The sequence below is a fragment of the Propionigenium maris DSM 9537 genome, from assembly GCF_027925155.1.
Lineage (GTDB): Bacteria > Fusobacteriota > Fusobacteriia > Fusobacteriales > Fusobacteriaceae > Propionigenium > Propionigenium maris.
This window is the reverse complement of sequence record NZ_BSDY01000001.1, coordinates 284,772-311,241: the sequence shown is the minus strand read 5'-3', so window position 1 is coordinate 311,241 and position 26,470 is coordinate 284,772. Positions and strand designations below refer to the sequence as shown.

Annotated in this window: 34 protein-coding genes; 8 read left to right on the top strand and 26 right to left on the bottom strand. The window is 40.9% G+C overall.

All coding sequences use genetic code 11. From position 1 onward, the window contains the following. Positions 1 to 57: 57 nt before the first annotated feature. Complete coding sequence (locus tag QMG11_RS01640; protein ID WP_281832864.1) at positions 58 to 720, bottom strand: epoxyqueuosine reductase QueH; 663 nt, start codon at positions 718 to 720, stop codon at positions 58 to 60. 149 nt (positions 721 to 869) lie between these two features. After that, positions 870 to 1,112 carry a hypothetical protein gene (locus QMG11_RS01635; protein ID WP_281832862.1) on the bottom strand — a complete coding sequence of 81 codons (243 nt, stop codon included), beginning with the start codon at positions 1,110 to 1,112 and terminating at the stop codon, positions 870 to 872. Between the two features lie 269 nt (positions 1,113 to 1,381). Here QMG11_RS01635 and cuyB point away from each other — a divergent pair, with 269 nt between their 5' ends. Continuing rightward, complete coding sequence (gene cuyB, locus QMG11_RS01630) at positions 1,382 to 2,080, top strand: cysteate racemase (protein WP_281832859.1); 699 nt, start codon at positions 1,382 to 1,384, stop codon at positions 2,078 to 2,080. Positions 2,081 to 2,113: 33 nt separating this feature from the next. Here cuyB and QMG11_RS01625 read toward each other — a convergent pair whose 3' ends face one another. From QMG11_RS01625 to QMG11_RS01610, 4 genes are all read right to left on the bottom strand, one after another. Beyond that, the gene (locus QMG11_RS01625; RefSeq protein WP_281832857.1) at positions 2,114 to 2,398 is read right to left on the bottom strand and encodes a Dabb family protein; all 285 of its coding nucleotides are present in this window, start codon (positions 2,396 to 2,398) and stop codon (positions 2,114 to 2,116) included. Positions 2,399 to 2,440: 42 nt separating this feature from the next. Continuing rightward, the gene (locus QMG11_RS01620; RefSeq protein WP_281832856.1) at positions 2,441 to 2,902 is read right to left on the bottom strand and encodes a winged helix-turn-helix transcriptional regulator; all 462 of its coding nucleotides are present in this window, start codon (positions 2,900 to 2,902) and stop codon (positions 2,441 to 2,443) included. Between the two features lie 141 nt (positions 2,903 to 3,043). Continuing rightward, positions 3,044 to 3,913, bottom strand: coding sequence for an acyl-ACP desaturase (locus QMG11_RS01615; RefSeq protein WP_281832854.1), 870 nt, complete (start codon positions 3,911 to 3,913; stop codon positions 3,044 to 3,046). Between the two features lie 167 nt (positions 3,914 to 4,080). Beyond that, the gene (locus QMG11_RS01610; protein ID WP_281832851.1) at positions 4,081 to 4,317 is read right to left on the bottom strand and encodes a hypothetical protein; all 237 of its coding nucleotides are present in this window, start codon (positions 4,315 to 4,317) and stop codon (positions 4,081 to 4,083) included. A 180-nt stretch (positions 4,318 to 4,497) separates the two neighbouring features. Here QMG11_RS01610 and QMG11_RS01605 point away from each other — a divergent pair, with 180 nt between their 5' ends. Then, positions 4,498 to 4,896: a MerR family transcriptional regulator gene (locus tag QMG11_RS01605; protein WP_281832849.1), complete on the top strand. Its 399-nt coding sequence runs from the start codon at positions 4,498 to 4,500 to the stop codon at positions 4,894 to 4,896. A gap of 66 nt (positions 4,897 to 4,962) precedes the next feature. Continuing rightward, entirely contained in the window at positions 4,963 to 6,141 is a 1,179-nt protein-coding gene (locus tag QMG11_RS01600) for an iron-containing alcohol dehydrogenase (protein WP_281832846.1), read from the top strand. 61 nt (positions 6,142 to 6,202) lie between these two features. Here the strand turns inward: QMG11_RS01600 and nhaC are convergent, their stop codons facing one another. Continuing rightward, entirely contained in the window at positions 6,203 to 7,609 is a 1,407-nt protein-coding gene (gene nhaC / locus QMG11_RS01595; protein WP_281832843.1) for a Na+/H+ antiporter NhaC, read from the bottom strand. A 199-nt stretch (positions 7,610 to 7,808) separates the two neighbouring features. Between nhaC and QMG11_RS01590 the strand changes: the two genes are divergently transcribed. Then, complete coding sequence (locus tag QMG11_RS01590) at positions 7,809 to 9,737, top strand: glycoside hydrolase family 15 protein (RefSeq protein WP_281832840.1); 1,929 nt, start codon at positions 7,809 to 7,811, stop codon at positions 9,735 to 9,737. Positions 9,738 to 9,856: 119 nt separating this feature from the next. On the opposite strand, the gene QMG11_RS01585 is transcribed toward QMG11_RS01590, so the two are convergent. From QMG11_RS01585 to QMG11_RS01555, 7 genes are read right to left on the bottom strand one after another with little or no spacing between them, the layout of a single operon-like run. Continuing rightward, positions 9,857 to 11,467: a complex I subunit 5 family protein gene (locus QMG11_RS01585; RefSeq protein ID WP_281832837.1), complete on the bottom strand. Its 1,611-nt coding sequence runs from the start codon at positions 11,465 to 11,467 to the stop codon at positions 9,857 to 9,859. Continuing rightward, positions 11,464 to 11,805 carry a sodium:proton antiporter gene (locus QMG11_RS01580; RefSeq protein ID WP_281832835.1) on the bottom strand — a complete coding sequence of 114 codons (342 nt, stop codon included), beginning with the start codon at positions 11,803 to 11,805 and terminating at the stop codon, positions 11,464 to 11,466. Before QMG11_RS01580 ends, QMG11_RS01585 begins: the two co-directional genes overlap by 4 nt. Continuing rightward, a complete protein-coding gene (locus QMG11_RS01575) occupies positions 11,802 to 12,311 on the bottom strand; it encodes a Na+/H+ antiporter subunit E (RefSeq protein WP_281832833.1) in 510 nt (169 codons plus the stop codon). Before QMG11_RS01575 ends, QMG11_RS01580 begins: the two co-directional genes overlap by 4 nt. Positions 12,312 to 12,328: 17 nt before the next feature. Continuing rightward, complete coding sequence (locus QMG11_RS01570; protein ID WP_281832831.1) at positions 12,329 to 13,021, bottom strand: MnhB domain-containing protein; 693 nt, start codon at positions 13,019 to 13,021, stop codon at positions 12,329 to 12,331. Then, positions 12,999 to 13,532, bottom strand: coding sequence for a Na(+)/H(+) antiporter subunit B (locus QMG11_RS01565; protein ID WP_281832830.1), 534 nt, complete (start codon positions 13,530 to 13,532; stop codon positions 12,999 to 13,001). The genes QMG11_RS01570 and QMG11_RS01565 overlap by 23 nt, the downstream gene beginning before the upstream one ends. Next, complete coding sequence (locus tag QMG11_RS01560; RefSeq protein ID WP_281832829.1) at positions 13,525 to 13,836, bottom strand: cation:proton antiporter; 312 nt, start codon at positions 13,834 to 13,836, stop codon at positions 13,525 to 13,527. Before QMG11_RS01560 ends, QMG11_RS01565 begins: the two co-directional genes overlap by 8 nt. Beyond that, positions 13,833 to 14,087 carry an MrpF/PhaF family protein gene (locus QMG11_RS01555; RefSeq protein WP_281832828.1) on the bottom strand — a complete coding sequence of 85 codons (255 nt, stop codon included), beginning with the start codon at positions 14,085 to 14,087 and terminating at the stop codon, positions 13,833 to 13,835. Before QMG11_RS01555 ends, QMG11_RS01560 begins: the two co-directional genes overlap by 4 nt. Before the next feature lie 724 nt (positions 14,088 to 14,811). On the opposite strand from QMG11_RS01555, the gene QMG11_RS01550 reads away from it, so the two are divergent. Genes QMG11_RS01550 through QMG11_RS01540 form a run of 3 tightly spaced genes read left to right on the top strand, consistent with a single transcriptional unit; the run spans position 14,812 to position 18,099 of the window. Beyond that, entirely contained in the window at positions 14,812 to 15,882 is a 1,071-nt protein-coding gene (locus QMG11_RS01550; protein WP_281832827.1) for a pyridoxal-phosphate-dependent aminotransferase family protein, read from the top strand. Between the two features lie 12 nt (positions 15,883 to 15,894). Continuing rightward, positions 15,895 to 16,806: a D-2-hydroxyacid dehydrogenase gene (locus tag QMG11_RS01545; RefSeq protein ID WP_281832825.1), complete on the top strand. Its 912-nt coding sequence runs from the start codon at positions 15,895 to 15,897 to the stop codon at positions 16,804 to 16,806. 45 nt (positions 16,807 to 16,851) lie between these two features. After that, on the top strand, positions 16,852 to 18,099 hold the full coding sequence (locus QMG11_RS01540; protein ID WP_281832824.1) for a DUF1015 domain-containing protein: 1,248 nt from the start codon (positions 16,852 to 16,854) through the stop codon (positions 18,097 to 18,099). 538 nt (positions 18,100 to 18,637) lie between these two features. Here QMG11_RS01540 and QMG11_RS01535 read toward each other — a convergent pair. Then, a complete protein-coding gene (locus QMG11_RS01535) occupies positions 18,638 to 19,186 on the bottom strand; it encodes a hypothetical protein (RefSeq protein WP_281832822.1) in 549 nt (182 codons plus the stop codon). A 361-nt stretch (positions 19,187 to 19,547) separates the two neighbouring features. On the opposite strand from QMG11_RS01535, the gene QMG11_RS01530 reads away from it, so the two are divergent. After that, positions 19,548 to 19,907 carry a hypothetical protein gene (locus QMG11_RS01530; protein ID WP_281832820.1) on the top strand — a complete coding sequence of 120 codons (360 nt, stop codon included), beginning with the start codon at positions 19,548 to 19,550 and terminating at the stop codon, positions 19,905 to 19,907. Between the two features lie 229 nt (positions 19,908 to 20,136). Here QMG11_RS01530 and QMG11_RS01525 read toward each other — a convergent pair whose 3' ends face one another. The 11 genes from QMG11_RS01525 to QMG11_RS01475 form a co-directional block, all read right to left on the bottom strand. Continuing rightward, positions 20,137 to 20,352: a hypothetical protein gene (locus QMG11_RS01525; RefSeq protein ID WP_281832819.1), complete on the bottom strand. Its 216-nt coding sequence runs from the start codon at positions 20,350 to 20,352 to the stop codon at positions 20,137 to 20,139. Positions 20,353 to 20,490: 138 nt separating this feature from the next. Beyond that, positions 20,491 to 20,937 (bottom strand): hypothetical protein, encoded by a 447-nt coding sequence (locus QMG11_RS01520; protein ID WP_281832817.1) that lies wholly within the window; start codon positions 20,935 to 20,937, stop codon positions 20,491 to 20,493. Between the two features lie 120 nt (positions 20,938 to 21,057). Next, positions 21,058 to 21,231, bottom strand: a complete 174-nt coding sequence (locus QMG11_RS01515; protein ID WP_281832815.1) for a hypothetical protein — start codon at positions 21,229 to 21,231, stop codon at positions 21,058 to 21,060. Positions 21,232 to 21,499: 268 nt separating this feature from the next. Further along, entirely contained in the window at positions 21,500 to 22,537 is a 1,038-nt protein-coding gene (locus QMG11_RS01510; protein WP_281832814.1) for a hypothetical protein, read from the bottom strand. Positions 22,538 to 22,782: 245 nt separating this feature from the next. Next, a complete protein-coding gene (locus tag QMG11_RS01505; RefSeq protein ID WP_281832813.1) occupies positions 22,783 to 23,031 on the bottom strand; it encodes a hypothetical protein in 249 nt (82 codons plus the stop codon). A gap of 40 nt (positions 23,032 to 23,071) precedes the next feature. Beyond that, entirely contained in the window at positions 23,072 to 23,350 is a 279-nt protein-coding gene (locus QMG11_RS01500) for a hypothetical protein (protein WP_281832811.1), read from the bottom strand. 106 nt (positions 23,351 to 23,456) lie between these two features. Continuing rightward, positions 23,457 to 23,735: a hypothetical protein gene (locus QMG11_RS01495; RefSeq protein WP_281832809.1), complete on the bottom strand. Its 279-nt coding sequence runs from the start codon at positions 23,733 to 23,735 to the stop codon at positions 23,457 to 23,459. Between the two features lie 655 nt (positions 23,736 to 24,390). Beyond that, entirely contained in the window at positions 24,391 to 24,663 is a 273-nt protein-coding gene (locus tag QMG11_RS01490) for a hypothetical protein (protein WP_281832807.1), read from the bottom strand. Between the two features lie 253 nt (positions 24,664 to 24,916). Next, the gene (locus QMG11_RS01485) at positions 24,917 to 25,123 is read right to left on the bottom strand and encodes a S24 family peptidase (RefSeq protein ID WP_281832970.1); all 207 of its coding nucleotides are present in this window, start codon (positions 25,121 to 25,123) and stop codon (positions 24,917 to 24,919) included. Between the two features lie 242 nt (positions 25,124 to 25,365). Further along, positions 25,366 to 25,773, bottom strand: a complete 408-nt coding sequence (locus QMG11_RS01480; RefSeq protein ID WP_281832806.1) for a VOC family protein — start codon at positions 25,771 to 25,773, stop codon at positions 25,366 to 25,368. A 486-nt stretch (positions 25,774 to 26,259) separates the two neighbouring features. Next, entirely contained in the window at positions 26,260 to 26,370 is a 111-nt protein-coding gene (locus QMG11_RS01475; protein ID WP_281832805.1) for an LDCC motif putative metal-binding protein, read from the bottom strand. Between the last annotated feature and the right edge of the window lie 100 nt (positions 26,371 to 26,470).

Here is a 26,470-nt window from a genome sequence, read left to right as displayed (position 1 = left end):
AGTCCATTTATGGACAAAATAAAAACAGCCGACCTGAGCCTGGCTGCTTTCTAAAAACTATTTTATCTCCTCATTATCCCTCTCCTGGGCCTTCATTCTGGCGTGCTCCTCCCTCTCTGCCTTGGAGAAGGCACACCCGCAGTAATCCTGTCTGTAGAGGTTCTGCTCCTTGGAGATCTCTGTGGACCTCTTATATCCATTCTTCTTCTTAAAGTCACTATGAAGAAACTTTACTCCATACTTCTCCTCTAAATCTGCCCCTATCTCATTTATCTTTCTAGCATTCTTCATGGGGCTTATGGAAAGGGCCGTGCAGAAGTAGTCAAACCCCAGATCTTTTGCCTTTATAGCTGCTTCCTCTAGACGGAGCTCATAGCACCTGAAGCACCTCTTCCCCCCCTCACGGATCTTCTCATACCCCTTTATCTTGTTATAGAACTCCTCAGTTTCATACCTTCCCTCTATATACTTGATGGGGTGCTTAGGGTTCATTCTATCTATAAACTCCTGCTGCTCTACAGCCCTCTTTCTGTACTCCTCCTCAAATGTTATGTTTGGGTTATAGAAATATATGGTTATGTTAAAGTAGTTGGAAAGATACTCCATTACATAGGAGCTGCACGGGGCGCAGCATGAATGCAGGAGCAGGCTTGGAACCCCTTCTTCCCTCTCTATCTTCTTCAGTTCTTCCTCTAAAATACTCTGATAATTAATTTTCATATCCTACCTCCTGAAGGTTAATTATACCACACTCCCTCCAGGAGGTTTAAATAAAATTTTATTTCTATCTCCCACAATAAAAAAATAAAGCCATACCCTTCAGCCCTTTAAGGTTGAGTGGTATGGCTTCTCTATAGGTGTATGGGTCTTTAGGTAAAGGATATCTTTTCAGAGATATTGAAGGCCAGCTTCAACTCCATGAGAAGATCCTTTTTACTTAGATGCTTACAGCTTCTGTTTAGGTTTTCAAGATCCTCCCCAACAACATGCAGAGGACAATCCAAACATCCCTGTGTACACCTGTACCCCTTAATATATAGGAAATCTTTTCGCTTTGTAACAGCTATCTTGAGGTTCTTCCCCGATCCAACATGAACAGCTACTGATTCCATATTCACCCCCTCGCGATGTAAAAACTTTGTATAATTTAAATACGGTATTAAGTATATATACCTCTTAACTTTATTTCCTTTTAAATATTCAAATAAGTTTTTATCCTACCCCCTCTCCTTCTGCCATATAAAAATCTGTTATCAAAAACTACAAATTGAATATTATTCTCTTTTGGTGAATAAGGCTGTTGAGGAAGATTATTCCATTAAAAGAAATTTTACTTTATTCAGTATATTAACTCTAAATAGACTTTTTAAGGAGGGAAGCTATGAATATACTGGGAGTTATGGGAGGAATGGGACCTATGGCCACCGTTGATTTTTTGAGGAAGGTAGTTGTTAATACAGAGGCTGCCTCGGACAGGGATCACATCCATACACTTACAGAAAGTCGTTGCACAATCCCTGATAGGACTGAATTCCTTACCGGTAGTGGGGAAAGTCCTCTGGAGGATCTAGTGGACACAGCTCTGCAGCTTGAGAGGATGGGGGCTGAGGTGATAGTGATGCCTTGTAATACAGCTCACTACTTCTATGATGAGATCAAGGGAAACTTAAAAGTGGAGTTCCTCAATATGGTGGAGGAGACAGCTAAAACAGTTATGGGAAGGGAGAGAGTTGGTCTTCTGGCCACCAGGGGGACATACCATGCCAGGCTCTATGAGAAGGCATTCAAAAAATACGATATCCCTGTTGTCCAGCCATCGGAGGAGATAAAGGAAGTTACCAATAACCTTATATACAGGGTCAAGGGAGGAAGATACAAGCCTGAGGAGCATAGGGGAGAGGTAGAGGAGATCCTGGCTTGGTTCAGGGAGAAGGGAATAGACACAGTGATCCTGGGATGCAGTGAGCTTCCATTAGTCTTTAACGGAACCTTTAAAGGAGACATCTCCCTGGTAGACCCCACAGAGATCCTGGCACTGGCTGTAATAAGAATTATGGGAAGGAAAAGAAGGAGGCCCTAAGGTCTCCTTCTTTATTCATCTATTTACTTATTCCTACTTCTCATAGTCCACTACAGCTGATTCAGCACAAACCCTAGCTGCAAACTCCTTTATTGCCACGTGAGGCGGATAGTTTTGATATGCATCCAGAGCAGCCTGATCCTCAAACTCAGTAATAAGGGAAAGATCCCATGCTCTCTCACTCTCGTTGTAGTTTACCCCGACCTCCAGCTTTAAAATCTCATCCATCTCCAGAGCTTCAAGGTCCCTCTTCATCTTTTTCATATTAGCTTCCTTATCCTCATCCTTGAATTTAAAGAATACCAGGTGTAAAATCATCTTAACTCCCCCTTAAACACTTTTTATAGTAAGAGTATATTCCTATTCCTCGGAATTTTCAAATGTATTCTTAAAATAGTCATCTAGGGGCAGCTTCTCCTCTACAAAACCCTCTCCCAGCTCCTGTATCCTGTGATCCCTCTTGACGGTCTTGAGTTCCTCCAAGACCTCCTCCTCTACCTCCATGCCTAACCCCTGCATATAGCCAATAGACCACTCCTGCATAGCTGAAAGTACAGGCCACAGACTTCTTCCCACACTGGTAATGTGGTACTCCACCCTTGGGGGTATCTCTGGATAGCTTATCCTCTGAATGAAGCCATCCCTCTCCAGTTCCCTTAGCTGCTCTGCCAGTAGCTCCCTGGAGGGACAGAAGCTTGCCTCCTCGATCTCATCCAGCTCTAAAAAATCGTGGATATTCAGCCTCCACAGGATATGCATCTTCCACTTCCCCCCTATGACATCTGTAAGAGCCTCAAAGGGACATCTATACCTCTTCTCCATAGCTTCTACCTCCAATCCTTCCTTTCTTATCTACACTATACCAAGGAAAGTTTCCATTTCTTTTCAATTAATTTGACTATTACAGAAATTTTATTAGGAGAGAAATATGGCAGAAAAAGTTTATTTCAGCAGCTCTTGAGGCTATCCTCTCCTTTTCATCCTCGCGTTTATCCTCTTGAGCTTGGCTACATAGGTGAGGATCTCTTCCCTTGCAGCTCTCCCCTCCTTAGTTCTGGGAGTAAGAGCTGCTATCTTCCATCTTATAAGGAGTTTTTCCAGTACCTGGTCCAGATACTCATCTGCTCCATACCCTGCCCCCTCTATTATCTTCATCCTCTCATCGAAGTCCTTCAATACAGCCCCGGGCATCTTAAAGGATTTTATCACTGGGGCAATATATACTATGAGGTCTGGATCCAGCTCCAGGTGAGCCTCTATAGCCTGGTTGTAGAAGGCGTAGTGAAGGGACTCATCGTTGGCAAGCCTTATTAGAAGTCTCTCCAGGGTAGGGTCGTAACCTCTGGCAGTGACTGCAATATTTCTGTAGAAGACCACAGTTGCCAGCTCCTGTATGGAGGTATAGGCCATAACTGCTACCGGATGAGCCAGGGTTGAATCCCATCCTGAAACCAGCATCTCCTTCTTAAGGCTTGCCAGCTTGTTGTTTTCCACACTTCCATTTAAAACCAGATAGGTTTCAAGGGCAGTGGAGTGCTGCTCCTCCTCGCTCACCCAGTCGTGTATAAACTCCTGCAGGGGGTTCAGTCCCTCCCTGAACATATCTGAAAGGTATGTGGTGTACCAGGGAAGGTTAAGCTCCGTAAGCATAGAGGTCTCTATAGCCGTTACAAGGGGCTGGGGAAGGGCTATCCTCTTCTCCCTATCTCCCCCCCTCTCCCAGGGCATATAGTCGTAGAAGTTCCATATGTGCTTCTCCACCTGACTTCTGTGTCTCTCATGTATCTCTCTAATCCTCTTTTCCAGGGATATTTCATTTCCAATCTTAATCACAATATCTCCTCCTTTGTTTACCTTTTTACTAAGGAATAAAGATATTATATTACAGGCGTTATATAGAAATCAAACTTTTTTTGTATTCATTACACCTGACCTAAGGAAGGGGAGTGGCTCCACTGCCCTTAATAGTAGCAGTAGAAGGCCTCTCCCCTCTGAATAAATTACCCCTTCTTTATTTTTCTCCTTATCTTCTCCAGACACTCCTCCCTGTACTCCTCAAAGTAGGAGGGATCAACAAAGTACTCACACTCATTGCACTCAACCCCTGCTCTGAGACACCTTTTGTTTTGGGCCTCCTTCTTATGACAGATATTACAGAAAAGAGTAATATCCTCCCATTCTGCTAGGTCGAGGTTTTCACAGTGGTAGCAAACCATATCAAACAGACAATTCTTCATAACACTCTCCTTCAATCAATTACCCACACAACAATCCCACCAAAATTTTATACTATATTAATCAACTTTTACCTATAAAACAATTGATTTTGTCGGTAATTGTGGAAAAAAATAAAAAATCCTTGCCTTAAACCATGGTTTAAGGTGTATAACTATATTAGTTAAAAGCGAGGTGAAGAGATGAATATAGATGAGGTGGCTAAATACTTTAGAATTACCAAGTCAAAGTTGAGGTACTATGAGAAGAATGGTGTAATCAGAGAGATTGCCCGGGATGAAAAGGGAAACAGGGTTTATACTCAGGAGGATCTCATGTGGATCGAGTTCTTCTTAAACCTTAAGGATACCGGTATGTCCCTAAAGGAGATAAAGTACTATATCTCGCTGAAGAAGGGGGGGACCAATACTATAGAGGAGAGAAAAAATATCCTTCTGGATCATGTGGATACAATAGATGAGAAGATCCAGGAACTCCTTCTTACGAAAGAAGATATCCTAAAGCAGGTTCGTATATATGAGGAGGAGAGGGGCAATTGTATAATCAAGGGCTCCGATACAGAGAGCTGCAATAAGTGCTAGATGAGCATTCGCAAATTCAGTCTACAGGAAAGTAAAAGATTTAAATTAAAATTTCAGGAGGTAGAGATGTTAAACTTTAATTTTTATAACCCCACAAATATATTATTTGGTAAGGATCAGCTGAGGAAGCTTGACAGCGTAGTTCCCAAGGATGCCAGAGTGCTGATCACCTATGGGGGAGGAAGCGTTAAGAGGTTTGGTACCCTTGACAGGGTAAAGGAGGAGCTGGCCAAGTCTGCAAGAGAAATCTTTGAGTTTGGAGGAATAGAACCAAACCCTCAGTTTGCAACTCTTATGAAGGCTGTAGAGGTAGTAAGAGAGAAGAAGGTCGACTTCCTTCTGGCTGTGGGAGGGGGATCTGTAATGGATGGTACTAAGTTTATTGCAGTGGCATCCAATACAAGGGAGTTTATAGGTAAGGAGGAAAAGATCCTTGCTTTTGGTTTTAAAGGTGTTCCCACAACCAGAGAGGAAAACCTTCCCCTGGGGACGGTAGTTACCCTTCCAGCTACAGGTTCCGAGATGAACAACGGGGCTGTAATCAGTAACGGGGAGGATAAGCTCACTGTATTTACTCCATTTAACTTCCCGGTCTTCTCCATATTGGACCCTGAGCTTACATATACCCTTCCAGCTACCCAGGTAGCCAACGGTATAGTGGATACCTTTATCCACACTGTGGAGCAGTATATCACCTACCCTGTGGATGCCAGGTTCCAGGATAGAACTGCCGAGGGAATACTTCAGACTCTTATAGAGATAGGAAAGAAGACCCTGGACAATCCAACAGACTATGATGCAAGAGCAAACCTTGTATGGTGTGCTACAATGGCCCTCAACGGTCTTATTGGAGCTGGTGTTCCCCAGGACTGGGCTACTCATATGATAGGACACGAGATCACAGGTCTCTATGGTATCGACCATGCCAAGACCCTTGCTGTGATTCAGCCTGCCAACTGGAAGGTTAGAAGGGAGCAGAAGAGGGAGAAACTTGTACAGTATGCTCAGAGAGTTTGGAATATAAGGGATGGCAGTGAAGATCAGAAGATAGATGCCGCTATCATGAGAACCGAGGAGTTCTTCCACTCTTTAGGAATAAAGACCAGGTTATCCGATCACAACTTAGAAGAGAGGGATATAGAGGCTATTGTGTCATCCCTCACTAAGCACGGGATGACAAAGCTCTCTGAGAGGGGAGATGTTACCCCTGAGGTGGTTACAGAGATCCTTAAAGCAGCCCTATAGAGTTTTCTATGTTTTAATAATAAAAAGAGAGGTGTCCCCGTTGGGGATACCTCTCTTTTTATTAAACAAGCTTTGCATCCTTAGCTTTCTTGCCATCTGTTCTTTCCATGGTTATTCCCAGGTACCCATAGATTACCGACACAATGGGGTTTATAAGGTTTAAAAATGCAAAGGGCAGATAGGCAAAGGGATGAACTGCCAGAGTTGCATACATAAAGGCCCCGCATGTACTCCACGGAACAAGGGAGGAGGTCAGGGTTCCAGTGTCCTCCAATACCCTTGAGAGGTTCTTCAGATGGAGGCCCTCCTCCTCATACTTCTCCTTAAACATCCTTCCTGGTACAACAATTGCCAGATACTGATCGGACATGGTGAAGTTGCAGAAGATACAGGTAGCAGCTGTGGTAGCCACAAGGGATCCTGTACTCTTGGCAAACCTGAGTAGTCTCTCTCCTATAACCTCAAGAACACATATCCTTTCTACAATACCTCCAAAACTCATGGCAACCAGGATGAGGGACACGGTAAACATCATGGAATCCAGACCTCCCCTTGTGAGAAGTTTATCCACAGCCCCAAAACCTGTCTCTGAGAGGTAACCATAGTGAGCAGCCTCTATTATCTCTCCAATTCCCGCCCCCTGATAGATCACTGCAAATACAGCTCCCAGGATGCTTCCCCCCAGAAGTCCCGGTATAGCCGGCATCTTAAGGGACACCATGAGGATAACCAGGAGGGGCGGCAGAAGGAGCATAGGTGTAATGGTAAACTGCCCCTGAAGAGCTGTAAGAAGGGCCTCTATCCCCTCTACATTCAGTGTTCTTCCTGCATACCTCATCCCGATCACACTATAGAGAATAAGTGCTATAACAAAACTCACACTGGTTGTCTTGATCATATGAGATATATGATCAAAGAGCTTAACCCCTGTCACTGCCGGTGCCAGATTGGTGGAATCTGAAAGGGGAGACATCTTATCCCCAAAGTATGCCCCGGAGATTATAGCTCCGGCTACCAGGGGCATATCTATATTCAGACCCTGTCCTACTCCCAGGAGGGCTATCCCCACCGTTCCAGCTGTTGTCCATGCACTTCCCGTTGCCAGAGACACTACTGCACAGATGAGAGCTGTGGCCGGGAGAAATATCCCAGGTGACAGTATCTGAAGACCGTAGTAGATCATTGTGGGAACTATTCCCCCGAGAATCCATGTTCCTATAATAACTCCTATTATCATCTGTATAAGGATAGCCTGCATAGCCGGAAGTATGGTATCTATTATTCCCCTCTCCATATACTCCCAGGTGTACCCCAGACACTTACCTAAAATTGCTGCAACCACTGTTGTTGCCAGAAGCGGTATATGCGGATCAGCCCCGTAGATGAGCACCCCGCAGGATAGAGACACTATCAGAAATACAATTGGTATCATTGCCAGCCCAAAGCTTGGTCTTCTTCTTACTCTCATAACCCTTCCCCCTTTTTTTCAGTCTTTTTCATTAAACTAATATTCACTTTTATAGCTAAATTAAATATATACTACTTTTTTTTCATTTGTACAATTTTTTAAGTGTAGTACCTGCCCTTCCTTAAAGAAGAGGAAAAGAGGTTTTTTCTCCTCCTACCAGTAAAGTTTTTTAGACAGATCTATTAAAGGGGGAATGACCATGCCTAGAAATATCCCTGTGGGGAATGGAAATATGCTTGTGGCCTTTGATGAAAACTACCATATGAGGGAACTCTACTACCCCTATGTGGGGGAGGAGAACCATACCAATGGAAACTCCTCTATGATGGGTGTATGGATAGACGGGACCTTTCACTGGGTGGATAAAAAGTGGAGTGTGGATATGAAGTACCTTCCAGAATCCCTTGTAACAGATGTATCCCTCTCAAGGGAAGGAGTTCCAATAGAACTCAAGATAAACGACTGTGTGGATTTCCATGAGAATATCCTTATAAAAAGGATAGGGGTAAGAAACACCTCCTCGGTTAACCACGATATAAGGCTCTTCCTTACCCTGGATCTGGATATCCTGGGAAATGAGATAGGGGATACTGCCATGTACAGACCCGACAAGAGGGTTGTAGTCCACTATAAGAGGGACAGGTGGTTTCTTGTAAACATGGTTTATGAGGGACAGCATGGAGTAGAGAGGTTTGCCATAGGGAGCAAGGGTAAGAACGGTCTCGAGGGAACCTATATGGATGCTGTGGACGGGGTACTGGAGTGCAATCCCATAGAGCAGGGAAGTGTGGATTCCGTTACAGGTATAGAGCTGGATATAGAGGGAGGGGGTGAGAGGGAGTTCTTCTACTATATATGTGTGGGGAAGAGCTGGGAGGAGGTATATACCCTGGATTCCATTATCAGGGATAAGACACCTCAGGAGCTCCTTAAGAGGACTGAGAACTACTGGAAGCTATGGTCCACAAAGGAGGATTTACCTCTAAATAAACTTCCTGAAAAATTAGCCTGGCTCTACAACAAGAGCCTCCTCATCCTCAGGACCCAGATAGACAACCACGGAGGGATTATTGCTGCCAACGATTCAGATGTAATGCAGTACAACAGGGATACCTACAGCTATATATGGCCAAGGGACGGGGCTCTGGTAGCCCATGCCCTGGACAGGGCTGGATATTTAGTTCTCAGCAGCCGTTTCTATGACTTTGCCGGAAGGGTTATCTGTATCAGGGGATTCCTTGCCCACAAGTATACCCCCTCAGAAGATGTGGGTAGCTCGTGGCACCCCTGGGTGGCCAAGGGAAGAAGGCAGTTTCCCATCCAGGAGGATGAAACTGCCCTTACAGTGTGGACCCTCTGTGAGCACTTTAAGAGGTACAGAGATATAGAGTTTATCAAACCCCTCTATAAGAAGATAGTAAAGAATGGAGCTGACTTTATGTGCCGCTTCACAGATAAGTTTACTGGCCTTCCCCTTGAGAGCTATGATCTCTGGGAGGAGAGGCTTGGAGTCCATGCCTTTACAGTGGCATCTGTATACGGAGGCCTCATAGGGGCCTCAGACCTGGCCAGCTCCTTTGGAGAGATAGAACAGTCAGAAAGGTACAGGGAGGCTGCTGAGAGGATGAAGGAGGCTTTTATAGAGCATATGTATCTGGAGGAGGGATACTTTGCCAGGATGGTCAGAGTAGAGGAGGGGAAGGTTACCTACACCGACAGAAATATAGATGCCAGCCTCTACTCCATCTTTGCCTTTGGTATGTTCAAGGCTTCCCACCCCATGGTACGAAGCTCCATGGAGAGGGTGGAGAGGGCTCTCTGGGTAGATACATCCATAGGGGGAGTAGCCAGGTATATAGATGATCCCTACTACCGGACTTCTCCAGATATTCCAGGGAATCCGTGGATTATAACCACCCTGTGGCTGACCATCTACTACATCGAAATAGGAGATCAGGGGAGGGCCCTGGAGCTTCTTCACTGGGTAGGGGAGAGGGCTCTTCCCAGCGGAGTTCTCTCGGAGCAGGTAAACCCCTATACAGGGGCTCCCCTTTCCGTTTCCCCTCTCACATGGAGTCACGCAACCTATATAGAGGCTCTTCAGAGGTATATGGATAGGTTCCTCTAGCTACCTATCCGCTACCTTTGTTAAAATATAGTTTACAGATATTAAAAAAAGTGTTGTATTTTCCCGGGAAAATACAACACTTTTTTATTTTTTTGTACAGTATAACTAAAACTAAGCTCTTAAACCCTGTTTACAAGAAGGATAGCCACACTGGTGACCATGAAAAACATACAGGTCATCATACTTATACCGTTAAAGGATGGGGAGTACCTTCTGCTGAATATGATACTGCTCCTTCCTACGCTATCCCCCCTCCACCTGAAATAAATCCAGCAGAGGAGAAGGGTAGCAAAGTAGATGAGGGCCTTTTGGATATAGAGGCCTGGGTCTATAGGGTGATCAAATCCAAAGACCACCACCATTATCCTCTGGGCAAAGATTCCTCCCACCAAGGAGAGGGTTCCCAGGATAGCAACTGCTCCCCCCTTAAATGGACATCCTGCCTCCACAGACTTGGATTCCTCTCTCTTCCCCCACATCATCCTGAAGAACCTGAAGAAGTAGACGATGGTTCCCGTATTTATAAGGAGGATAATATACTCTGCCACTGTACCCTTAGCCCCATACTGTATGAAGTACTTTGACACACTCCCATTGAAGAAAGGTGCACCTGTTACCCCAAGAAGGGCAAATATACAGGCGGTGGATACCAGGGGCAGGCTCCTGAAGGCCCCGGACATCCTTCTAATATCCTTGTGCCCATAGTGCTTTATATAGATCCCGGCACAGAGGAAGAGGGTGGATTTAAAGATTATGTGGTTTATAAGGTGGTAGAGAGCACCTGCCTCACTTACATATCCTCCTAAGAGTATCCCCGACATAATAAGACCTATCTGGGAGATGGTAGAGTAAGCCAGGATCAGCTTAATATTATTCTGCTTCACAGCCAGGATCACTCCCAGGAGAGAGGTAGCCAGGGTTATCCACAGAAGGTAACCATCTATATCTATGAGGGGAAGAAATATACTCCTCAGCCTTATAAATACAAAGATCCCCGTCTTGATATAGAGGCTGGACAGGATAGCCGAGACCACTGTGGGAACACCGCTGGCAGCATGGGCTCTCGGAAGCCATGAAAACATGGGCATCAAAGCACACTTAAAGCATATCCCCGTAAGGAGGAGGGCATAGGCTGCCACATAGGACCCCGAAAGCTGGGCCTCGGTCATCCTAACTGCCAGCTGATACAGGTTAAGGGTATGCAGATTCTTATAGAGTACAGCTATCCCAAAGACGAAAAATATCATGGCTACGGTGTTGTTCATGAGGTAGATTAAGCTGTCATAGAGGGATCTTTCATTCTTATACATTATGAGGATGGCGATTATTATGGTACACACCTCAACTATTACAAAGATATTGAAGAGATCCCTTGTGAGAAAGAGAGCCGTCATACACGACTGAAGTACCAGGTAGAGGAAGAAGAAGTGGCTCTCCAGCTTCCTGTTCCCCATGGAGTAGAATATACACAGCAGAAAGATAAAGGTTGTAATAAGGATCATCACCGAGCTCAGAAGATCTGCTGTGAGGGTTATTCCCGCTACCTCGCTGTAATTTCCCAACACAAGGGAGTAGCTCCCTCCACCTAAAACTTCCATAAAGTTATAGAGGGCTATTCCCACAGAGACACTCTGAATGGCAATGGTAGAGGCCTTTCCCCTGATATTTGGCAGCAGGTAGGCTATAAGTCCCCCTAAGATTGGCAGTATAATCAATATTAATAGTCTCATATCTCCTCCTCCAGATGCTTTTTATGTATTGTGTCCCACCTGGCTGTTCCATACTTCTGATACAGCTTTATAAAGATTCCCAGTGCCACTGCAGTGGAGGCCACCCCTATGATAATATTGGTTATCATAAGGGCCTGGGGAAGGGGGTCTGCAACGACACCTGTTACTTTACCTATAGGGGGATGAAGATACTCCTCCCCTGAGGTAAGAAAGTAGAGGACCACTCCCCCCGTCATAAGCCCCGTACCTATAGTGGTTCTGACAATATCTCTTCTGGCCATTATTGTATAGCAGCCTATCATAAATATAATCACAGCTACTGCTTCACCGGATATCATAGATCATCCCCCCTCAAGAACTCCATGCTGGGAATAAGATCCTTCTCCTCCAGGGTCCTTATCTCAAATCCGTCCACTATCTCCCCCCTGGCCATCTCATGGGCACAGAGAATTGTCAGTATATCCCCCTCCTTGTAAACACAGGAGGTTTTGGGAGTAAGGGTTATGGAGTTGGCTATTAGAGAGCCTACACTCCCCCTTCCCTTTGTCCTTACCTTAACCAGAGTGGGATCCAGCCTTCCCTTAATAAGAAGCAGGATAAGGCTGAATGTATTCATATAGATATCCACTATAAGTCTCAGAATATAGAGGGTCAGAGAAAAGTTTTTGTTATTTCCCTCACCTACTCCATGATCTTCCAGAAATCTCTCAGAGATCTTTAGAAAAAGCCTTCCCAGAAGCACTCCCAGAGCTATATTGAACCCCGAGAAACTTTCATTGAAGGTGCACCAAACTACAGCTGAAAAAATACTGTACTCTATCTTCATAATATTGTTCCTATTCATAGTAACCTCCCCTTATACTATTTCTCCCTATCATTTTTTAACCTGGAAAACCTGTAGAAGATAATTCCCAGTCCTGCACAGACCTTTACCCCTATAAGGGTATTTATGAGGATGAGATAGGTTCTCCTTATCCCCAGAGGCATCTCCTTAAAGTTAAAGTACAGAAATGCAGCTATAATAAGGGTCAGGGAGATAAAGGCAAACTTCTCAATAAGGGTAAATATATTCAGATCCATCTCCCTGGATTTTTCAATGAGAAAGCCTGCAACAAATATAACTACCAGTATTGCCCCACCCTGGAATCCTCCTCCAGGAGTTCTGTCTCCGTTTAATATTAGGGCTATCCCAAACAACATAATGAAGGGAAGGATAAAGACCAGCAGATCCCTCAGAGGCTCTAAAACCTCGCCACTCCTTCTTTTCACTCTCTTACTTCCTCCCTTTACAGGATAGATAAAGAGGGTAGCAGTAACTGCCACAAGAAGAAGCAGGGCCTCAAACACCGTATCAAATACCCTGTAGTTCAGGTAGATAGCTGTAACAACATTAACAGCTGTTGTCTCCTCTGTTGCATATTGCATATAGTAGTTCATAACTTCATTCACAGGGACTGCTGTGGGCCTATCCATTACCAGGGCAAGGCACAGCCCCCCCATTAACAGGGTCAGAAGGCCGATTATATGTTTTCTATACCTTACTATAAATTTCATCTCTACTCACCAACTTTATATTGTAGTCTGACTCCAGGTTATGGAGCTTAGCGGATATCTCCTCTTTGAACTTCTTTATATGCTTCCCCTCTCCGTAAAAGTAGAAGATCACATCCCTTCCATGGTGGGTTATTATCACGTCGCATATCCCTCTGTCCCTCTTAATGTGCTTTTTCATATTCATCTTATGCAGGTTTACAAAGAGGGGAAGAAGGGAGGTCTGCTTGCAGCTTCTCTCTATAAACTGGTGTATAAAGGTCTTCTTGTTGTCATACTCAAGGTTGATATAAAATATCCTCACCTTCTTATATTGCTGAATTGTAACAAAGGTTATAGTTGTAGCTATTACAGCCTCAGCTATGGCAACATCTGGTGCCCCCTCGATGATGAAGATCACAGCACTTATGAGGGAAAAAACCTCCAGATAGATCACAGCCTTTATTAGCCTCTGGGAAAAGGAAGCTGCCAGGGCAAATAGTATGAGCATTATAAGCAGTATATCCTTATACATCTTCATCCTCCTCCTGTTTCAGGGGTTTAAATCCACTCCTGTATGCACTTCCCCCTATGGCACAGCTCATAATGGGGTTTATGACAAAGCACAGAATCAGGATAATAAGAACCTTGAGAGAGAAGTAGGAGAGTCCCATATAGATCATTATCCCTATGAGTATTAGACTAAATCCTGCTGTGTCGACTATACTTCCTATGAGGAGTTCGGTAAAGAATTCCTTATGGTAGAAGTAGGCAATATTTCCGATGATACTTATAATAAGACCTATTCCAAGGACTGTCATTCCTATTATCTCATTCATATTAATCCCCTCCTGGACTGGATGTGTTTTGTAAATAGTACCGTTCCTACAAAGTTTAAAAGCAGATAGGTGATTATAAGGTCGAGATACATACTTTCCCTAACGACCATTGAGAAAACAATCACAAGTATAGTTATGTTTGAAGAAAAGATATTGGCTGCCAGGAGCTTCCCCCATACAGTGTTCATTTGAAAGATCTTTACAGCTGATAGAGTGATCAAGATAAAAAGAATAAATACTATGTAGTTCATTGCTTCCCCCTTTTGGTTCCGTATTTTATATTAAAGATAATTTTTTGGATAAAGTTTCCCCTATTTTAGTGGATGAAAGCTAAGATAATGGTATGCCCTCATTTTAATAAAAAATGCCACCTCCCCTTTAAAATCAATAATTTCTTTGATAGTTTTTTTGTGGTACTAAGTATATAGTACTCTTGATCATCTTTCAATGCTATTTAGGTAGATATAAGGTTACTATAAAAAACGATTCTAATTAGACATCCAGTAAGCTTAATTTTTTAGGGACTTAAATCCCATATCATTTTCAAACTAATTAATATTCAAAGGTAAATTTAAGATAACCATTTTAAAACTATTTAAAATCAAGGAAGTGTTATAGTAAGCATAAAAATATTACTATCTCCCTTCTAGAAAGAATAATACCTTAACCGGCCAATAAATAATGACTTTTAGTTAGAAGGAGTTATTCTTTCCTAATAGTAAATATTAATTAAGTGTACATTTAGAAAAAAGGAAATAACTTTTTAAGAGACAAGAGGACAATGGAACTAAAGAGATTGGTAAGTTTATAAAAAGACCTCATAAACATTGAGACTATAGAATAATTCTTAGTACTTTAACTATAGTTTTGTCTTTTTATTTTTTTATAAATTTCTTTGCCCTACTCTAATATTCAGGTTAAAAAATTTTTATTTTAGCTTAGAGCTGTTGGCTATTTAGTGGATGGGAGGTAGAGATGTATAAGAGTTTATTCATTCCTGGACCAGTTAATGTTTTATCTGATGTACTGGAAAAGATGGCAACACCTATGATCGGGCACAGAACAAAAGAGGCATCGGAATTACAAAGAAGCATTTCCGATAAGTTAAGAAAGCTGATGTATACAAAAGAGGAGATCCTTTTGTCTACCTCTTCAGGTAGCGGTTTGATGGAAGCTGCTGTTAGATCATGTACGAAGAAAAAAGTCGCAGTTTTTGCAGCAGGTGCTTTTGGTGAAAGGTGGCATAAAATGGCCGTTGCAAATGACATTCCTGCAGACCGTTTTGACTCTCAGTGGGGACAACCGACAACACCTGAAATGGTAGACAAGGTACTTGCCACTGGTGAGTATGATGTAGTAACTATTACCCACAATGAAACATCTACTGGTGTCATGAATCCATTGGAAGAAATTTCAAAGGTAATCAAGAAGTACCCAAGTGTTATCTTCTGCCTGGATACAGTAAGCTCCTTGGGAGGAGCTAAAGTTGAGGTGGACAAGTGGGGTGTTGATATCTGTATTGCTTCTACTCAAAAATGCTTGGGACTACCTCCAGGAATGGCTATATGTTCGTTCTCAAGGAAGGCGCTGGAAAAAGCTAGAACAGTTGAAAAGAGAGGTTTTTACTTCGACTTGGTCTCTATCTATGACACTATCCAAAAGAAAGACTATCAATATCCGTCAACCCCTTCCCTGCCACATATGTTTGCATTGGACTATCAATTAGACAGAATAATGGAGGAAGGCATAGAAAATAGATTTGATAGACATTTAGAGCAAGCTAAAGTGGTTAGAACTTGGGCTAAGAAACACTTCGCGATGCTGGCTGAAGAAGAATATGCTTCAAATACGTTGACTACGGTAAAGAATACAAGAGGGATTTCAGTGGCAGACCTTAATAAAGAACTGTCAAAGAGAGGTTTTATGATTTCAAACGGTTATGGTGTCCTGAAGGAAAAGACTTTTAGAATTGCACATATGGCCGATACAACCATTGAAGAAGTTAAAGAAATCTTAAGTGTTATCGAAGACATTCTCAGATTATAGAGGGAGGGAAGCATGTTAAAAATACTAGCAAATGACGGTATGGATAAAAGCGCAGTTCAACACTTACAGGAACTGGGTCATGAAGTGGTGTTAAATTCATACTCAGTGGAGGAATTAAAGACCCAATTAAGAAACTTTGACTGTATTGTAGTGAGATCGGCAACTAAGATCAGAAAAGAACTGATCGATACTATTGTAGGCTCTAAATTAAAGCTAATCGTTAGAGCTGGTGTTGGTACTGACAATATTGATGTGGAATATGCCGAGGCCAATGGGATTAGAGTAAGAAATACACCTAATTCCAGCTCAGCTTCAGTGGCCGAGCTGACTATCGGACATATTTTAGCATTAGTAAGGTTCATCAATATTTCAAATGTTACCCTGAGAAAGGGGGAATGGAACAAAAAAGCATATAAAGGAAGTGAGATTGTTGGTAAAACTTTAGGTCTCATCGGTTTTGGTCGTATTGGTAAAGAGGTGGCCAAGAAAGCGCTGGCATTAGGGATAAAGGTAAAGTATACAGATATTTTAGGTGAGAGTAATGAAATACCAGAATGCCAGTATTTAAGTGAGGAGGAACTGCTTAAAACATCAGACTTTATTTCACTCCATATTCCTTTTAAAAAAGAACTTGGACCTACAATCTGCAGAGATAAGATTGCTATGATGAAGGATGGGGTATACATCATTAACTGTGCTAGAGGCGGTGTAGTTTGTGAAGATAGTCTTTTGGAAGCACTCAACTCAGGTAAGGTTGCCGGTGCAGGTATTGATGTATTTGCAGAAGAACCTTCCCAGAATATGGAACTCATAAACCATCCGAGAGTTTCTGCCACACCACATATTGGAGGTTCCACTGCTGAAGCACAGCAGAGAATTGGTGTTGAGACTCTCTCAGTTATTTTAGAAGAGTTGGCTAAGTAAGTATTACAGATGATACCTTGATCAATAAAGTGGGGGAGGGGATAGATGGCTATAGTAAGAGGATTTACAGGTTTAAGACCTAGCAAGGACTTAGTTGAAAGGGTAGCGTCATTACCATATGACGTTATGAACAGAACCGAGGCAAGAGAAATGGCAAAGGACAATGACAAGTCTTTCCTACACATTGTAAGATCAGATATAGACGTGCCTGAAGAAGTTGATCAGTATGATGAACTGGTATATAAGATGGCGAAAAGGAACCTGGATAAGTTTCAGGAGGAGGGTATTCTAGTTCAAGACGAAAAGCCTAGGATGTATATCTACCGCCAGCTAATGAATGGAAGAGTTCAGACTGGTATCGTTGGTTGTACTTCAATTGATGATTACATTAATGACATCATCAAGAAACATGAATTTACCCGTCCTGAAAAGGAGCGAGACAGAATCAATAACTTCGAATACTGTGATGCAAATACTGCACCGATTTTCTTGACTTACAGAAAAAATAATGAGATAAACTCCATTATCAAGAAGTGGATAAAGTTCCACATGCCAGTTTACAATTATATTTCAGAGGACAACATCACGCACATTGTTTGGGTAATTGACACTGATGAAGTTGTAGAAAAACTGACGGAAATTTTTGCAGGTATAAACTCCCTGTATATCGCAGACGGTCACCACAGGTCAGCCTCTTCCGTAGCTGTGGGCATGAAAAAAAGAAAAGAGAATCCAAACTACACAGGTGACGAGGAATTCAATTTCTTTATGTCCGTCATCTTCCCAGATGAAGATGTCTTTATCATGGACTATAACAGACTGGTCAAAGACCTAAATGGTAACAGCAAGGAGGTATTTTTCCAGAAGATTGAGAAATGCTTTGCAATTACTGAGATCGGTAAAGAAGTTTATAAGCCAATGTCAAAGAAAACATTCGGTATGTTTATCGATGACAAATGGTATGAATTAAAAGCTCGTGAAGGCATTTTCGATGAAAATGATCCTGTAGACTCTCTGGACGTATCCATTCTCCAAAAAAACTTGTTAGATCCGATCCTGGGCATCAGTGATCCGAGAACAAATAAAAGAATCGATTTCGTGGGCGGCATTAGAGGTCTTAAGGAGCTAGAAAGAAGAGTAAAAACCGATATGGCAGTGGCTTTTAGCATGTTTCCCACAACAATGGATGATCTACTTTCAATTGCAGATGCTGGAAAGGTCATGCCTCCAAAATCTACATGGTTTGAACCGAAATTGAGAAGTGGATTATTTATTCATAAATTAAGTGACTGATTAATAATGTAACATCTTTTATTTATCCTAGCAGGCTCTTTGAAATAAGTCTAAGAGCCTGTTTTTATATTTAATCGATAATTATACAAGAGCTTAATACCAGGTTCTCCTGCGATACCTCCTCAGATTTATCTTTTTCTTGTGGAAGTTTAAGTTCCTCTCCCAGTCTCTCTTCTATTTTTAAGTCACCCTTCTTTCCTGTCTAGTTTAACCTCACCATATGCCTCCAAAGGGTGAGCTCATACCTAGAAGATGTTTAAGGGGAGCACTTTCGAATAAAAAGAAAAGCCGACTCCATCCTAGGTGACTTCAAATCACCTAGGATAGGTCGGGCTCTGCTCACATAACTATAAAATTATCTCTGTAAAATCTCTATGCTCCGCTTTTCCTTCTTTAAAAAAGATATCTACTTCAACATGCCACCCAAAGCCTCTCTTTTTTTCAAGATCCTCTATAGGATTGAGAGGTTAAAGAAAAAAGTTTCACCATAAATCGTAAAGCTTTTTCAAAGTAATAAAAAATGGTAGAACCCCTTTATCTAAACAGCAAAGATAGAGAGATCTTCCCTCCTTTTGGCTTCTGCATAATCTGTAGAGGAGAAGAGCTCCTCTAAATAGGCATCCAGACCCCTGGGGGACTGAACCACCATATTCTGCTTCCCGTAACTCATCTTTAAGAGGGTATAGGTATATACATTGGCCTGATTCATTATCTTCCACGCCTTAGGTGGAAGGGGCATATAGCAATAGTTGTGAACCCTGTCTGCATCCTCCCTCTTCTCTACCTTTCCCTCCTCTATAAGATAGTTGGAGTTGTTTATCTGGAGCACCTCTACCTTCCTCTCCCCAGTAGCTATCTCCTCTGTAATGGCAGTCCCCAACATCATAATCTTTCTATTCCCCAAAACAAGTTCCAGATTGATCAGCTTCTTACCTTCCAGACGAAACTGCTTCCCTAGACAATGGATAACATCCGCCATCAGCTGCTTATCTCCGTTTAACCTGTCGTTGATCGTTTTACTCTGTTCCTTTGAAGTACCTGTGAGAAAAAATATCAGGAACCCTATAATCACTATAAACGCTATCATTCAAACTCCCCCCTTCTTCCTTTCTCTAAGTATAATATTAAAAATATGAATAAACAAATCGTTTTTGTTAAATGTCATATATATGTCAGCAGTTTTTTACTGTTTTTAGATCCAAAGACATCATTAATACACTCTTAATCAAGACACAATGTATTCATTTAAGAAGAGTTGTTGTTTTTATAAATGATAATTCTATACTTAAATATATTACCTTAAACTTTTTTGAGGTTTGTCCTGTAACTGGGGAAAGTTCTTGATATCTTTAAAAAACTCCTCTTCTAAGAATATAAAAGTAGCTGCCTGTCATAATTTTGTCACAATAAAGTATTATACTCTTTTTATAGTTATAGGAGGTGAATCAATGAAAAACTTTCTTCTTTTTATTGTGTTCTTGCTATCTGTAATAAATTTAAGTGCAAGTTCAATGAATCACAGACACTCTGGAAAAAGCTATATACACATCAATCCCCACCACACCTCTGCTCTAACTCCAGAACAGTCAAAAAAGCTAGATCATTTAAGGATGAGGTTTCTCAAAAAAGAAAAGGTTCTGAACAGAAAGATAAGAACCCTCAGAAGAGAGATGAACTCCTGTATAATACATGAGGATGATCCCCAAAAGTATGAGCGGTTACAAAGGGAACTCCACTCCTTGAGAATAGAAAGATCCTTATTGAAGTATGAGTTCAAGGCTTCATATGCTGACATTCTTGAAGAGTGATCTGTATAAAAAGGAGTGCAACACTACGCTCCTTTTAACCCTATCCAATGGATTTTTATAATGACAGTAATCTAAAATTTTATACTTTCCTTGATAATAAAAAGCAACGTGACGTTGCATCCCTACAAACAATAAAAGTTCTTATTTCTTCATGGAATTTTTCAATCCTATACTTTCCTTAATAATGAAAAGAAGCAGCTGACTACCGGTCAGCTGCTTCTTTATCTAATTAACCATGCATGGAGTGATCTGCTTCATTTTTAGTCGCCATCTTTTCACACTCTTTATCCTTTACCGCCATTTTTTCACACCTTTTATTATTCATCATCTGGCTTTTTTCACTATTATTCAAACTCGTACTGCTGTGATTAGCGTGGTTGGAATGATCCATTGCAAAAGCCCCTGTTGATATTATCATTGTTAATACTAAGATCCCTTTTTTCATTTTATATCCTCCTTATAACCTTTAAATAACCAATGTTATATTAGGAGTATAGGATGCTTATGTGTCAGTTAAGTGACACCATAGCCCCTTATAAGTTTATTTTAAGAAAGATATAAAGAGGGAACCAAGATCAGACTTTTATTTGAAGTTGGTGTAGGTATCCCCTGAGACATCTGTATGGGACTTGGAGTTCACCGTTCCCATAGTGTGGATAACCCCAAAAACATCTGTGTGGCTCTGAGTGTTATACGTCCTTCCCCCTATGGAACCATTTGTGTGGGTATAGCCAAAACTATCTGTATGACTCTTCAGGCTTACAATCTCCCCGTGGGCACTTCCGCTAATATGAGTATACCCTGAACCGTCGGCATAGCTCTGAGTATTATAGGGCTGATCCCCTACAGTACCGGTAGCATGGGTATAGCCAAAGCTGTCTGTATGACTCTTTATATCTACTTTATCTCCATTAGCATCCGTTCCTGTAATATAGGTGTATCCGGAACTATCGGTGTGTGTCCTTATATCCGCCAGTGCCTGAGTGCCAACTACTGCAATCAACCCTATTGTTACTACTAGTTTTTTCATAATTCCCTCCCTCACAAGCTCATCCTTCATCAGTCCAACTATAAAATTTCATTTTTATTACGAGGTAGTATACCCTATACCTTATGTGGATTGCAAATAAAAAAGACCCTGTTTACAGGATCACCAAAATGATATTAAGTACAGCCCCACTACAAAAAAGATAACTACAGTAATTTCTATGGCTCCCAGGTAGATGGTGAGGAAGTTGTTGATATCTGGCCACCTTCCCTTTATCAGCCTGTACCCCGTTACTGCTACCAACAGCAAGACCAAGGTAATATAGATCCAGTTCATTTCTATCCCCCCTGTTCAACTATACCTGAACTTTTGAAAAAATACAAGAGCCGGTAGAGTTCTGCAGGATTTTAAATACTAGTAAAGGAAATTCATAAAAAGCAACGTGATGCTGGATCCTTTCTAACCTTATGTAATGGCTTTTTATAATGGTGTCAATCTATTATTTTATACTTTCCTTAACAATAAAAAGGCACTTTATAAAAGTGCCTTCTAAATATCCTGCCCATATAATATTAAGTATTCCCAGGGCACATCGATGGTATTATCAGAAACGACCCTTGATCACATCTTTTTCATCTATAATTCCAGCCTCAACCAGGGCAAGCATATAAGAGGTATTTTCACGGGACATACGAACTGTAGATCCCCCTATGCCATCCACTGAATCCTGAGCAGTTCTAGTTGCCCCTGCAGTACTGTCTAGCCCAAAATAATTATTGTCATCTATAGACCTGGAGTACTTTTTTGAAGACCAGTCGATCAGGGATCTCACATCCTTGGCATCTTTACCTATTAAATATTCCTCAAGGTCATCGTAATTACCTTCCCATCCCCCATTTGAGTGGAAGCCGTATCTCACTTCCATCTTCTGAGGAACTCCATCCTTAAATTCCACTCCTAAGGCAGTTAACATCTCCATTATATTTGAGTCCTCATCTATTCCCTTTAGAGCTCCCCTGTCCTTTATTACATGGTTATATGGATGTAGCGAGTATAAGTTCTCCCCCTCTACCTCCGACCAGTCCTTAACCTTTACAAGACCACTCTTAGATGTCCTCTTGGTGGGGATCAGCTCTTCATTAATCGTCAACTCCTTCACCTTTGAGTGGTAGTTGTATCCTGGTTCAAACTTAGCCTCTAACTGATAACGGATCACCGCATCAACTATAGCTAATGCCACGGTTCCATCCTCATCCACTGCCACAGCATAAAACCCCATCATGTCATTGGTCTTAATATCAAACATGGATCTTCCCTTTTTATAATGGGTACCCACAGTGGCTGCTCCTGGATCAGCTGAAAAATCCACTGAAACACTTGCTTCAGAATCATTTCTGGCTATCCACTTCCCCTTTTTTAGTACCAGGAAATCAACCTCTGCATCCAGGATCGTCCCGTCCCTGTCTAAGGTCAATACAGTCTCAATTCTCTTTTTACTCTTCTCCAGACTTACTCCCTTAGCGTGTCCGCTCCAGTAGATCCCCCTATAAGTCCCCCCGTAATCCCTTTCTTCGTGAGAACCCAGTGCTGTTGAAGAGACAATCATTGCCCCAGCTGCCAGTAACGCTATTGTTGTTTTCAAAATAAACCCCTCCCAATTAGTTTGATTGCTAAAATATATTATCAAAAAAAAGTATAATAGTAAATGTAAAAGTTAGATTTTAATTCTTTTTATACGAAATACAGACCATTATATAGAGATATTATTAATCGATTATTCCCTTTTTTCCCCTTGAACCTCTTGGTTAAATACATCTCATCCTTACCTAAAGGGACAATAAAACTGCCGAAAAAAAAGACACCTATAAAAAGTGTCTTTTCACTATACTATCCATACAACTTGGAAATTTCTGAAGGGGAGGGGACAAAGTTATAGTCATAGATCTGCCTTTTGAACCTCAAGCCCTTCCTTCTGCAGCTGCAGTGTTTTTTTCCACAAGTGACGGGAACCTCACTTCCAACAATAATCCAGTTTGCTTCATCTTTTTTTATGTTTATTCCACACTGTGTTTTTGTAAATGACTTTAATAAGTGTACTTCTCCAGTTCTTACATCTTTGATCTTTATTTCAGCCATAATCAACTCCAACTTTTAGTAAAAGTTGTCCCGCAAAATATCACTCTGGTTTACAAACCTTACAAGAAGAAAATCCTAGGTTTTTAGCTTCATCCACGTTAATTGGCATTTCTTCATCTAATATAAAATGACATCCTTGGCGATGATACTTTTTACTAGCATGAGATATATAAACAACTTTATCATCTGAAAAACAATGACTATTTACTCCGACACAGGAAACAGTCGTCTCTAAAGCAGCTTCCTTGGCCAGCAATGCCCTTTTGATACACAGCGATATAAACAGCAGTACTACCAGCCCGGTTAAAAAAACAGTCATTTGCATACCTCTTTTAAAAAACATAAAACAAGACCTTAAAATAGAACCAACTATATCATATGTATGCTCCAGGTCTCATCTTTCCTCCTTTAAAGGGTCTTTCTATTTAAATCCTTCCTTTTATATACTCCATCACAATATGATTTATGGAGTTTCTTATCTTTGGAACAGCGTTCCTAAAACTCAGCTTATCTTTAATTTCATGGTACTTCACACTATTTAATATCCTTATAAGCATAGACTCAAGTACTGTGAAATCAATGTTGATGATGTCTTTGAAGTCCAGTACCACCCTTTCTCCCACATTGAGCGTGTCGGATACATCCATGCATAACTCCCTCGAATCTAGATCGTCGAAGGAGCTCAATAATACTACTTTTTTCATAAAACCATCTCCCCTTTGCTAATTAGCTCTATTAATTCTTTAGCCCATTTTTTTTGAAAAATCAACACTTGTAAATAAAAAGGATACTTGTAATATTTAGAGTATCCTTTCATCTAAAACATTACTTTTTTACTTCTCTTTTATCCCCTGAAGTAACCTTAAACAATATTATCCTTTCCCCACGGACACTGTCTTTCCTTCACCGCTTCTATATACCTGATAGTTTCTGCCCCACAGCCAATCCATCCTTGCAGCCCCTCTGTTTAATATAAAAGGCAAACCCCGCATTGAGGTTTGCCCGGAGGACGAAACACCCTAGAACCTTGTTGTTTTATAAGGGTATTTATCGCCCTCCCTATTCCATACTAGCACCTTCATCTAATCGGATGCAATACCTGGAAATGAAAAAGTGCAACCAGCCATTGGGGAGCCAGTTGCACTTTTTGAGAGGTATTACTATGTTTCATATATAAGAATTAAGGGAAGGTCCTTCCCTTGTTATCTGGGAGGGGTATCCATCTATAGTGGATACCCTATGAAAAAAATCTAATGGTCTGTTAACAACAGATTCTCTTTTTAGTCGTCATCTCTGCTAAAAAAGTTAATTAATTTTATTTAAGTTTTGAACCACTTTAAAGGGATCTCCCTCATCCTCCTAAGCCATAGCCCTCATATAGATCCAGGATGAAGCCACTATCATAGCCAGAACTATCCATATGAGGTTCAGGTACACCCTCTTGTTTATGTTAATGAGGATATTAAAGAAGATAAGAGAGGCTGCTCCAAGTACCGAACCCTTGAGAAGGGTGAGGGACAGGAACCAGTCCACGGGAATGTCCGGCCAGATCAATACTGCCAGGGTAGGTGAGATGATAATAAAAAATGTTGTCAGTAATATAAGTATGTTGCCTATGAGTCTGTGGGACATCTGCCTTCCTCCCTGTAATGTATATCTCTTTATTCTTAGAACATTATATAGTATAAGTTTTAAAAAGGTATTTACAGAAAATTACAGTTTCCTGAAGAGTAAATGAGAATTTATTGATAATTTTCTACGGTTGTTTCTATTAAAGAACTTTTGAATTTTAAGACCTCTTTAAAGTTACTCTAACTGGTTAGTCCTTTTCAAAAACAACAATGACTCTCTAGAGAAAATCTAGAGAGTCATAAAATACATTTATTCAATTCTCCTCTACCAACTCTGCTCCGACAAGTTCTAACCTTCCCTCACACTTCAGCTCCTTAGGCTGTAAAACGATAATAGTCTCTACCTCTGGATTAAATGATACAAGCTGAATTATATTCTGGTTGTTGATCACTAGCTGCTTTATATATGTCTCCCCATTATAGGTAAAGACACATACTTCTTTATTCTTTCCTTTCGCTATACTTTTTTATCTAAAAAACAGACTAAACCAAAATACATGCTCCCATGTCAGCTTCCCTGCTGTTGCCAATTTAAATATGAAAGTAGCCAATAGGGTCATGCTTATTATACCCAGTATTAAGAGTAACTCAATTAAACTTAACCTTCTCCAAATGGTAATCTTTTTATAAAAACTTTCTACAACTTCCTTATAAGATTTAATTTTCAATTCTCCCCCAAACCCTTTTCCGATAACTAAAACAACTAAATATTCCTATTATCCCTTATTTCAATCTCTGTCCCCTCTGGAGCTTTTATCTTAAATAAATATCCATTTTCTACTTTATAAACCACTTCACCATTCTTAACTTTAAAATCTTTATAGCCCTTATCTTTAATTTCCTGATACGCTTCTTCAATATCTTCCACTAAAAAACAAAAATGGACAGGCCCCTCATTTAAAGAACTCCAATCATTTAAGGGTTTGCCTTTCTTCTGGGTCTGTAACTCAATCATAATATTCCCCAGTTCCAACCAGGTATTGTAATCTCTTCCATGAAAATCAGCGGTCTCCTTTATAATCTTAAATCCCATTATTTCATTATAGAATTTTAATGATTTTTCGTATTGCTTTGTCTGAATACATATATGATGTAAACTTTTAATCTTCATTATTATATCTCCCTTCAAGTAAAGTAATTTTAGTTTTTAAGAGCTCGGCTCGGGCCACCTCTAACCCACTCCTCACACTTAAACTCTTTAGGATGTAAAACAATAACCGTCTACACCTCAGGGTTAAATGACACCATGGATTATATTCCGACTGTTAATCACCAGCTGCTCTATAGCTCCCGCTGTTATAGGCAAAATACATCTCTTACAAGTTCTCCCTACAATTTTAGATAACTCATCTAATCATACTCCTTTTTACACCCAAAGTTAATTGACTAAATCAACTCCAAAGTAATTTTTGATGCTAAATACATTCAAAAAGTACTAAAAAAGGCTATGTTCTATGAAAACATTGCCTCACAGTATTAACTCTTTTTTTAGACCTAATTCCCTTACACTTACTTCCATTGATCTCACCGCCCTCGATAGAGGCTGGCCTGATATTAAAAAAAGCCCCCAAGGGCTTAAGCAATGAGGGCAGAGTTTTTATTTTTTATTAACGTTGCAACAGTCTATCCTCTTACTACCAAAGTTCTTCTCATTCTCCTTTCCTATACTTCTGATTAACCTGGTAAAAATCTGCTTTAATTTTTTCATAATCAACACCTCCAAAGATAAAATTAAATATTTCCATCACTATCAATATAGCCACCATCCCTATATTCAGTATAATGATATATTAGACCTTTAATTTGAC

Coding starts and splice junctions, on each gene's coding strand:
- QMG11_RS01640 (WP_281832864.1), bottom strand. CDS start 720: ATGAAAATTAATTATCAGAGTATTTTAGAGGAAGAACTGAAGAAGATA.
- QMG11_RS01635 (WP_281832862.1), bottom strand. CDS start 1,112: ATGGAATCAGTAGCTGTTCATGTTGGATCGGGGAAGAACCTCAAGATA.
- cuyB (WP_281832859.1), top strand. CDS start 1,382: ATGAATATACTGGGAGTTATGGGAGGAATGGGACCTATGGCCACCGTT.
- QMG11_RS01625 (WP_281832857.1), bottom strand. CDS start 2,398: ATGATTTTACACCTGGTATTCTTTAAATTCAAGGATGAGGATAAGGAA.
- QMG11_RS01620 (WP_281832856.1), bottom strand. CDS start 2,902: ATGGAGAAGAGGTATAGATGTCCCTTTGAGGCTCTTACAGATGTCATA.
- QMG11_RS01610 (WP_281832851.1), bottom strand. CDS start 4,317: ATGAAGAATTGTCTGTTTGATATGGTTTGCTACCACTGTGAAAACCTC.
- QMG11_RS01605 (WP_281832849.1), top strand. CDS start 4,498: ATGAATATAGATGAGGTGGCTAAATACTTTAGAATTACCAAGTCAAAG.
- QMG11_RS01600 (WP_281832846.1), top strand. CDS start 4,963: ATGTTAAACTTTAATTTTTATAACCCCACAAATATATTATTTGGTAAG.
- nhaC (WP_281832843.1), bottom strand. CDS start 7,609: ATGAGAGTAAGAAGAAGACCAAGCTTTGGGCTGGCAATGATACCAATT.
- QMG11_RS01590 (WP_281832840.1), top strand. CDS start 7,809: ATGCCTAGAAATATCCCTGTGGGGAATGGAAATATGCTTGTGGCCTTT.
- QMG11_RS01585 (WP_281832837.1), bottom strand. CDS start 11,467: ATGAGACTATTAATATTGATTATACTGCCAATCTTAGGGGGACTTATA.
- QMG11_RS01580 (WP_281832835.1), bottom strand. CDS start 11,805: ATGATATCCGGTGAAGCAGTAGCTGTGATTATATTTATGATAGGCTGC.
- QMG11_RS01575 (WP_281832833.1), bottom strand. CDS start 12,311: ATGAATAGGAACAATATTATGAAGATAGAGTACAGTATTTTTTCAGCT.
- QMG11_RS01570 (WP_281832831.1), bottom strand. CDS start 13,021: ATGAAATTTATAGTAAGGTATAGAAAACATATAATCGGCCTTCTGACC.
- QMG11_RS01565 (WP_281832830.1), bottom strand. CDS start 13,532: ATGTATAAGGATATACTGCTTATAATGCTCATACTATTTGCCCTGGCA.
- QMG11_RS01560 (WP_281832829.1), bottom strand. CDS start 13,836: ATGAATGAGATAATAGGAATGACAGTCCTTGGAATAGGTCTTATTATA.
- QMG11_RS01555 (WP_281832828.1), bottom strand. CDS start 14,087: ATGAACTACATAGTATTTATTCTTTTTATCTTGATCACTCTATCAGCT.
- QMG11_RS01550 (WP_281832827.1), top strand. CDS start 14,812: ATGTATAAGAGTTTATTCATTCCTGGACCAGTTAATGTTTTATCTGAT.
- QMG11_RS01545 (WP_281832825.1), top strand. CDS start 15,895: ATGTTAAAAATACTAGCAAATGACGGTATGGATAAAAGCGCAGTTCAA.
- QMG11_RS01540 (WP_281832824.1), top strand. CDS start 16,852: ATGGCTATAGTAAGAGGATTTACAGGTTTAAGACCTAGCAAGGACTTA.
- QMG11_RS01535 (WP_281832822.1), bottom strand. CDS start 19,186: ATGATAGCGTTTATAGTGATTATAGGGTTCCTGATATTTTTTCTCACA.
- QMG11_RS01530 (WP_281832820.1), top strand. CDS start 19,548: ATGAAAAACTTTCTTCTTTTTATTGTGTTCTTGCTATCTGTAATAAAT.
- QMG11_RS01525 (WP_281832819.1), bottom strand. CDS start 20,352: ATGAAAAAAGGGATCTTAGTATTAACAATGATAATATCAACAGGGGCT.
- QMG11_RS01520 (WP_281832817.1), bottom strand. CDS start 20,937: ATGAAAAAACTAGTAGTAACAATAGGGTTGATTGCAGTAGTTGGCACT.
- QMG11_RS01515 (WP_281832815.1), bottom strand. CDS start 21,231: ATGAACTGGATCTATATTACCTTGGTCTTGCTGTTGGTAGCAGTAACG.
- QMG11_RS01505 (WP_281832813.1), bottom strand. CDS start 23,031: ATGGCTGAAATAAAGATCAAAGATGTAAGAACTGGAGAAGTACACTTA.
- QMG11_RS01500 (WP_281832811.1), bottom strand. CDS start 23,350: ATGACTGTTTTTTTAACCGGGCTGGTAGTACTGCTGTTTATATCGCTG.
- QMG11_RS01495 (WP_281832809.1), bottom strand. CDS start 23,735: ATGAAAAAAGTAGTATTATTGAGCTCCTTCGACGATCTAGATTCGAGG.
- QMG11_RS01490 (WP_281832807.1), bottom strand. CDS start 24,663: ATGTCCCACAGACTCATAGGCAACATACTTATATTACTGACAACATTT.
- QMG11_RS01480 (WP_281832806.1), bottom strand. CDS start 25,773: ATGAAGATTAAAAGTTTACATCATATATGTATTCAGACAAAGCAATAC.
- QMG11_RS01475 (WP_281832805.1), bottom strand. CDS start 26,370: ATGAAAAAATTAAAGCAGATTTTTACCAGGTTAATCAGAAGTATAGGA.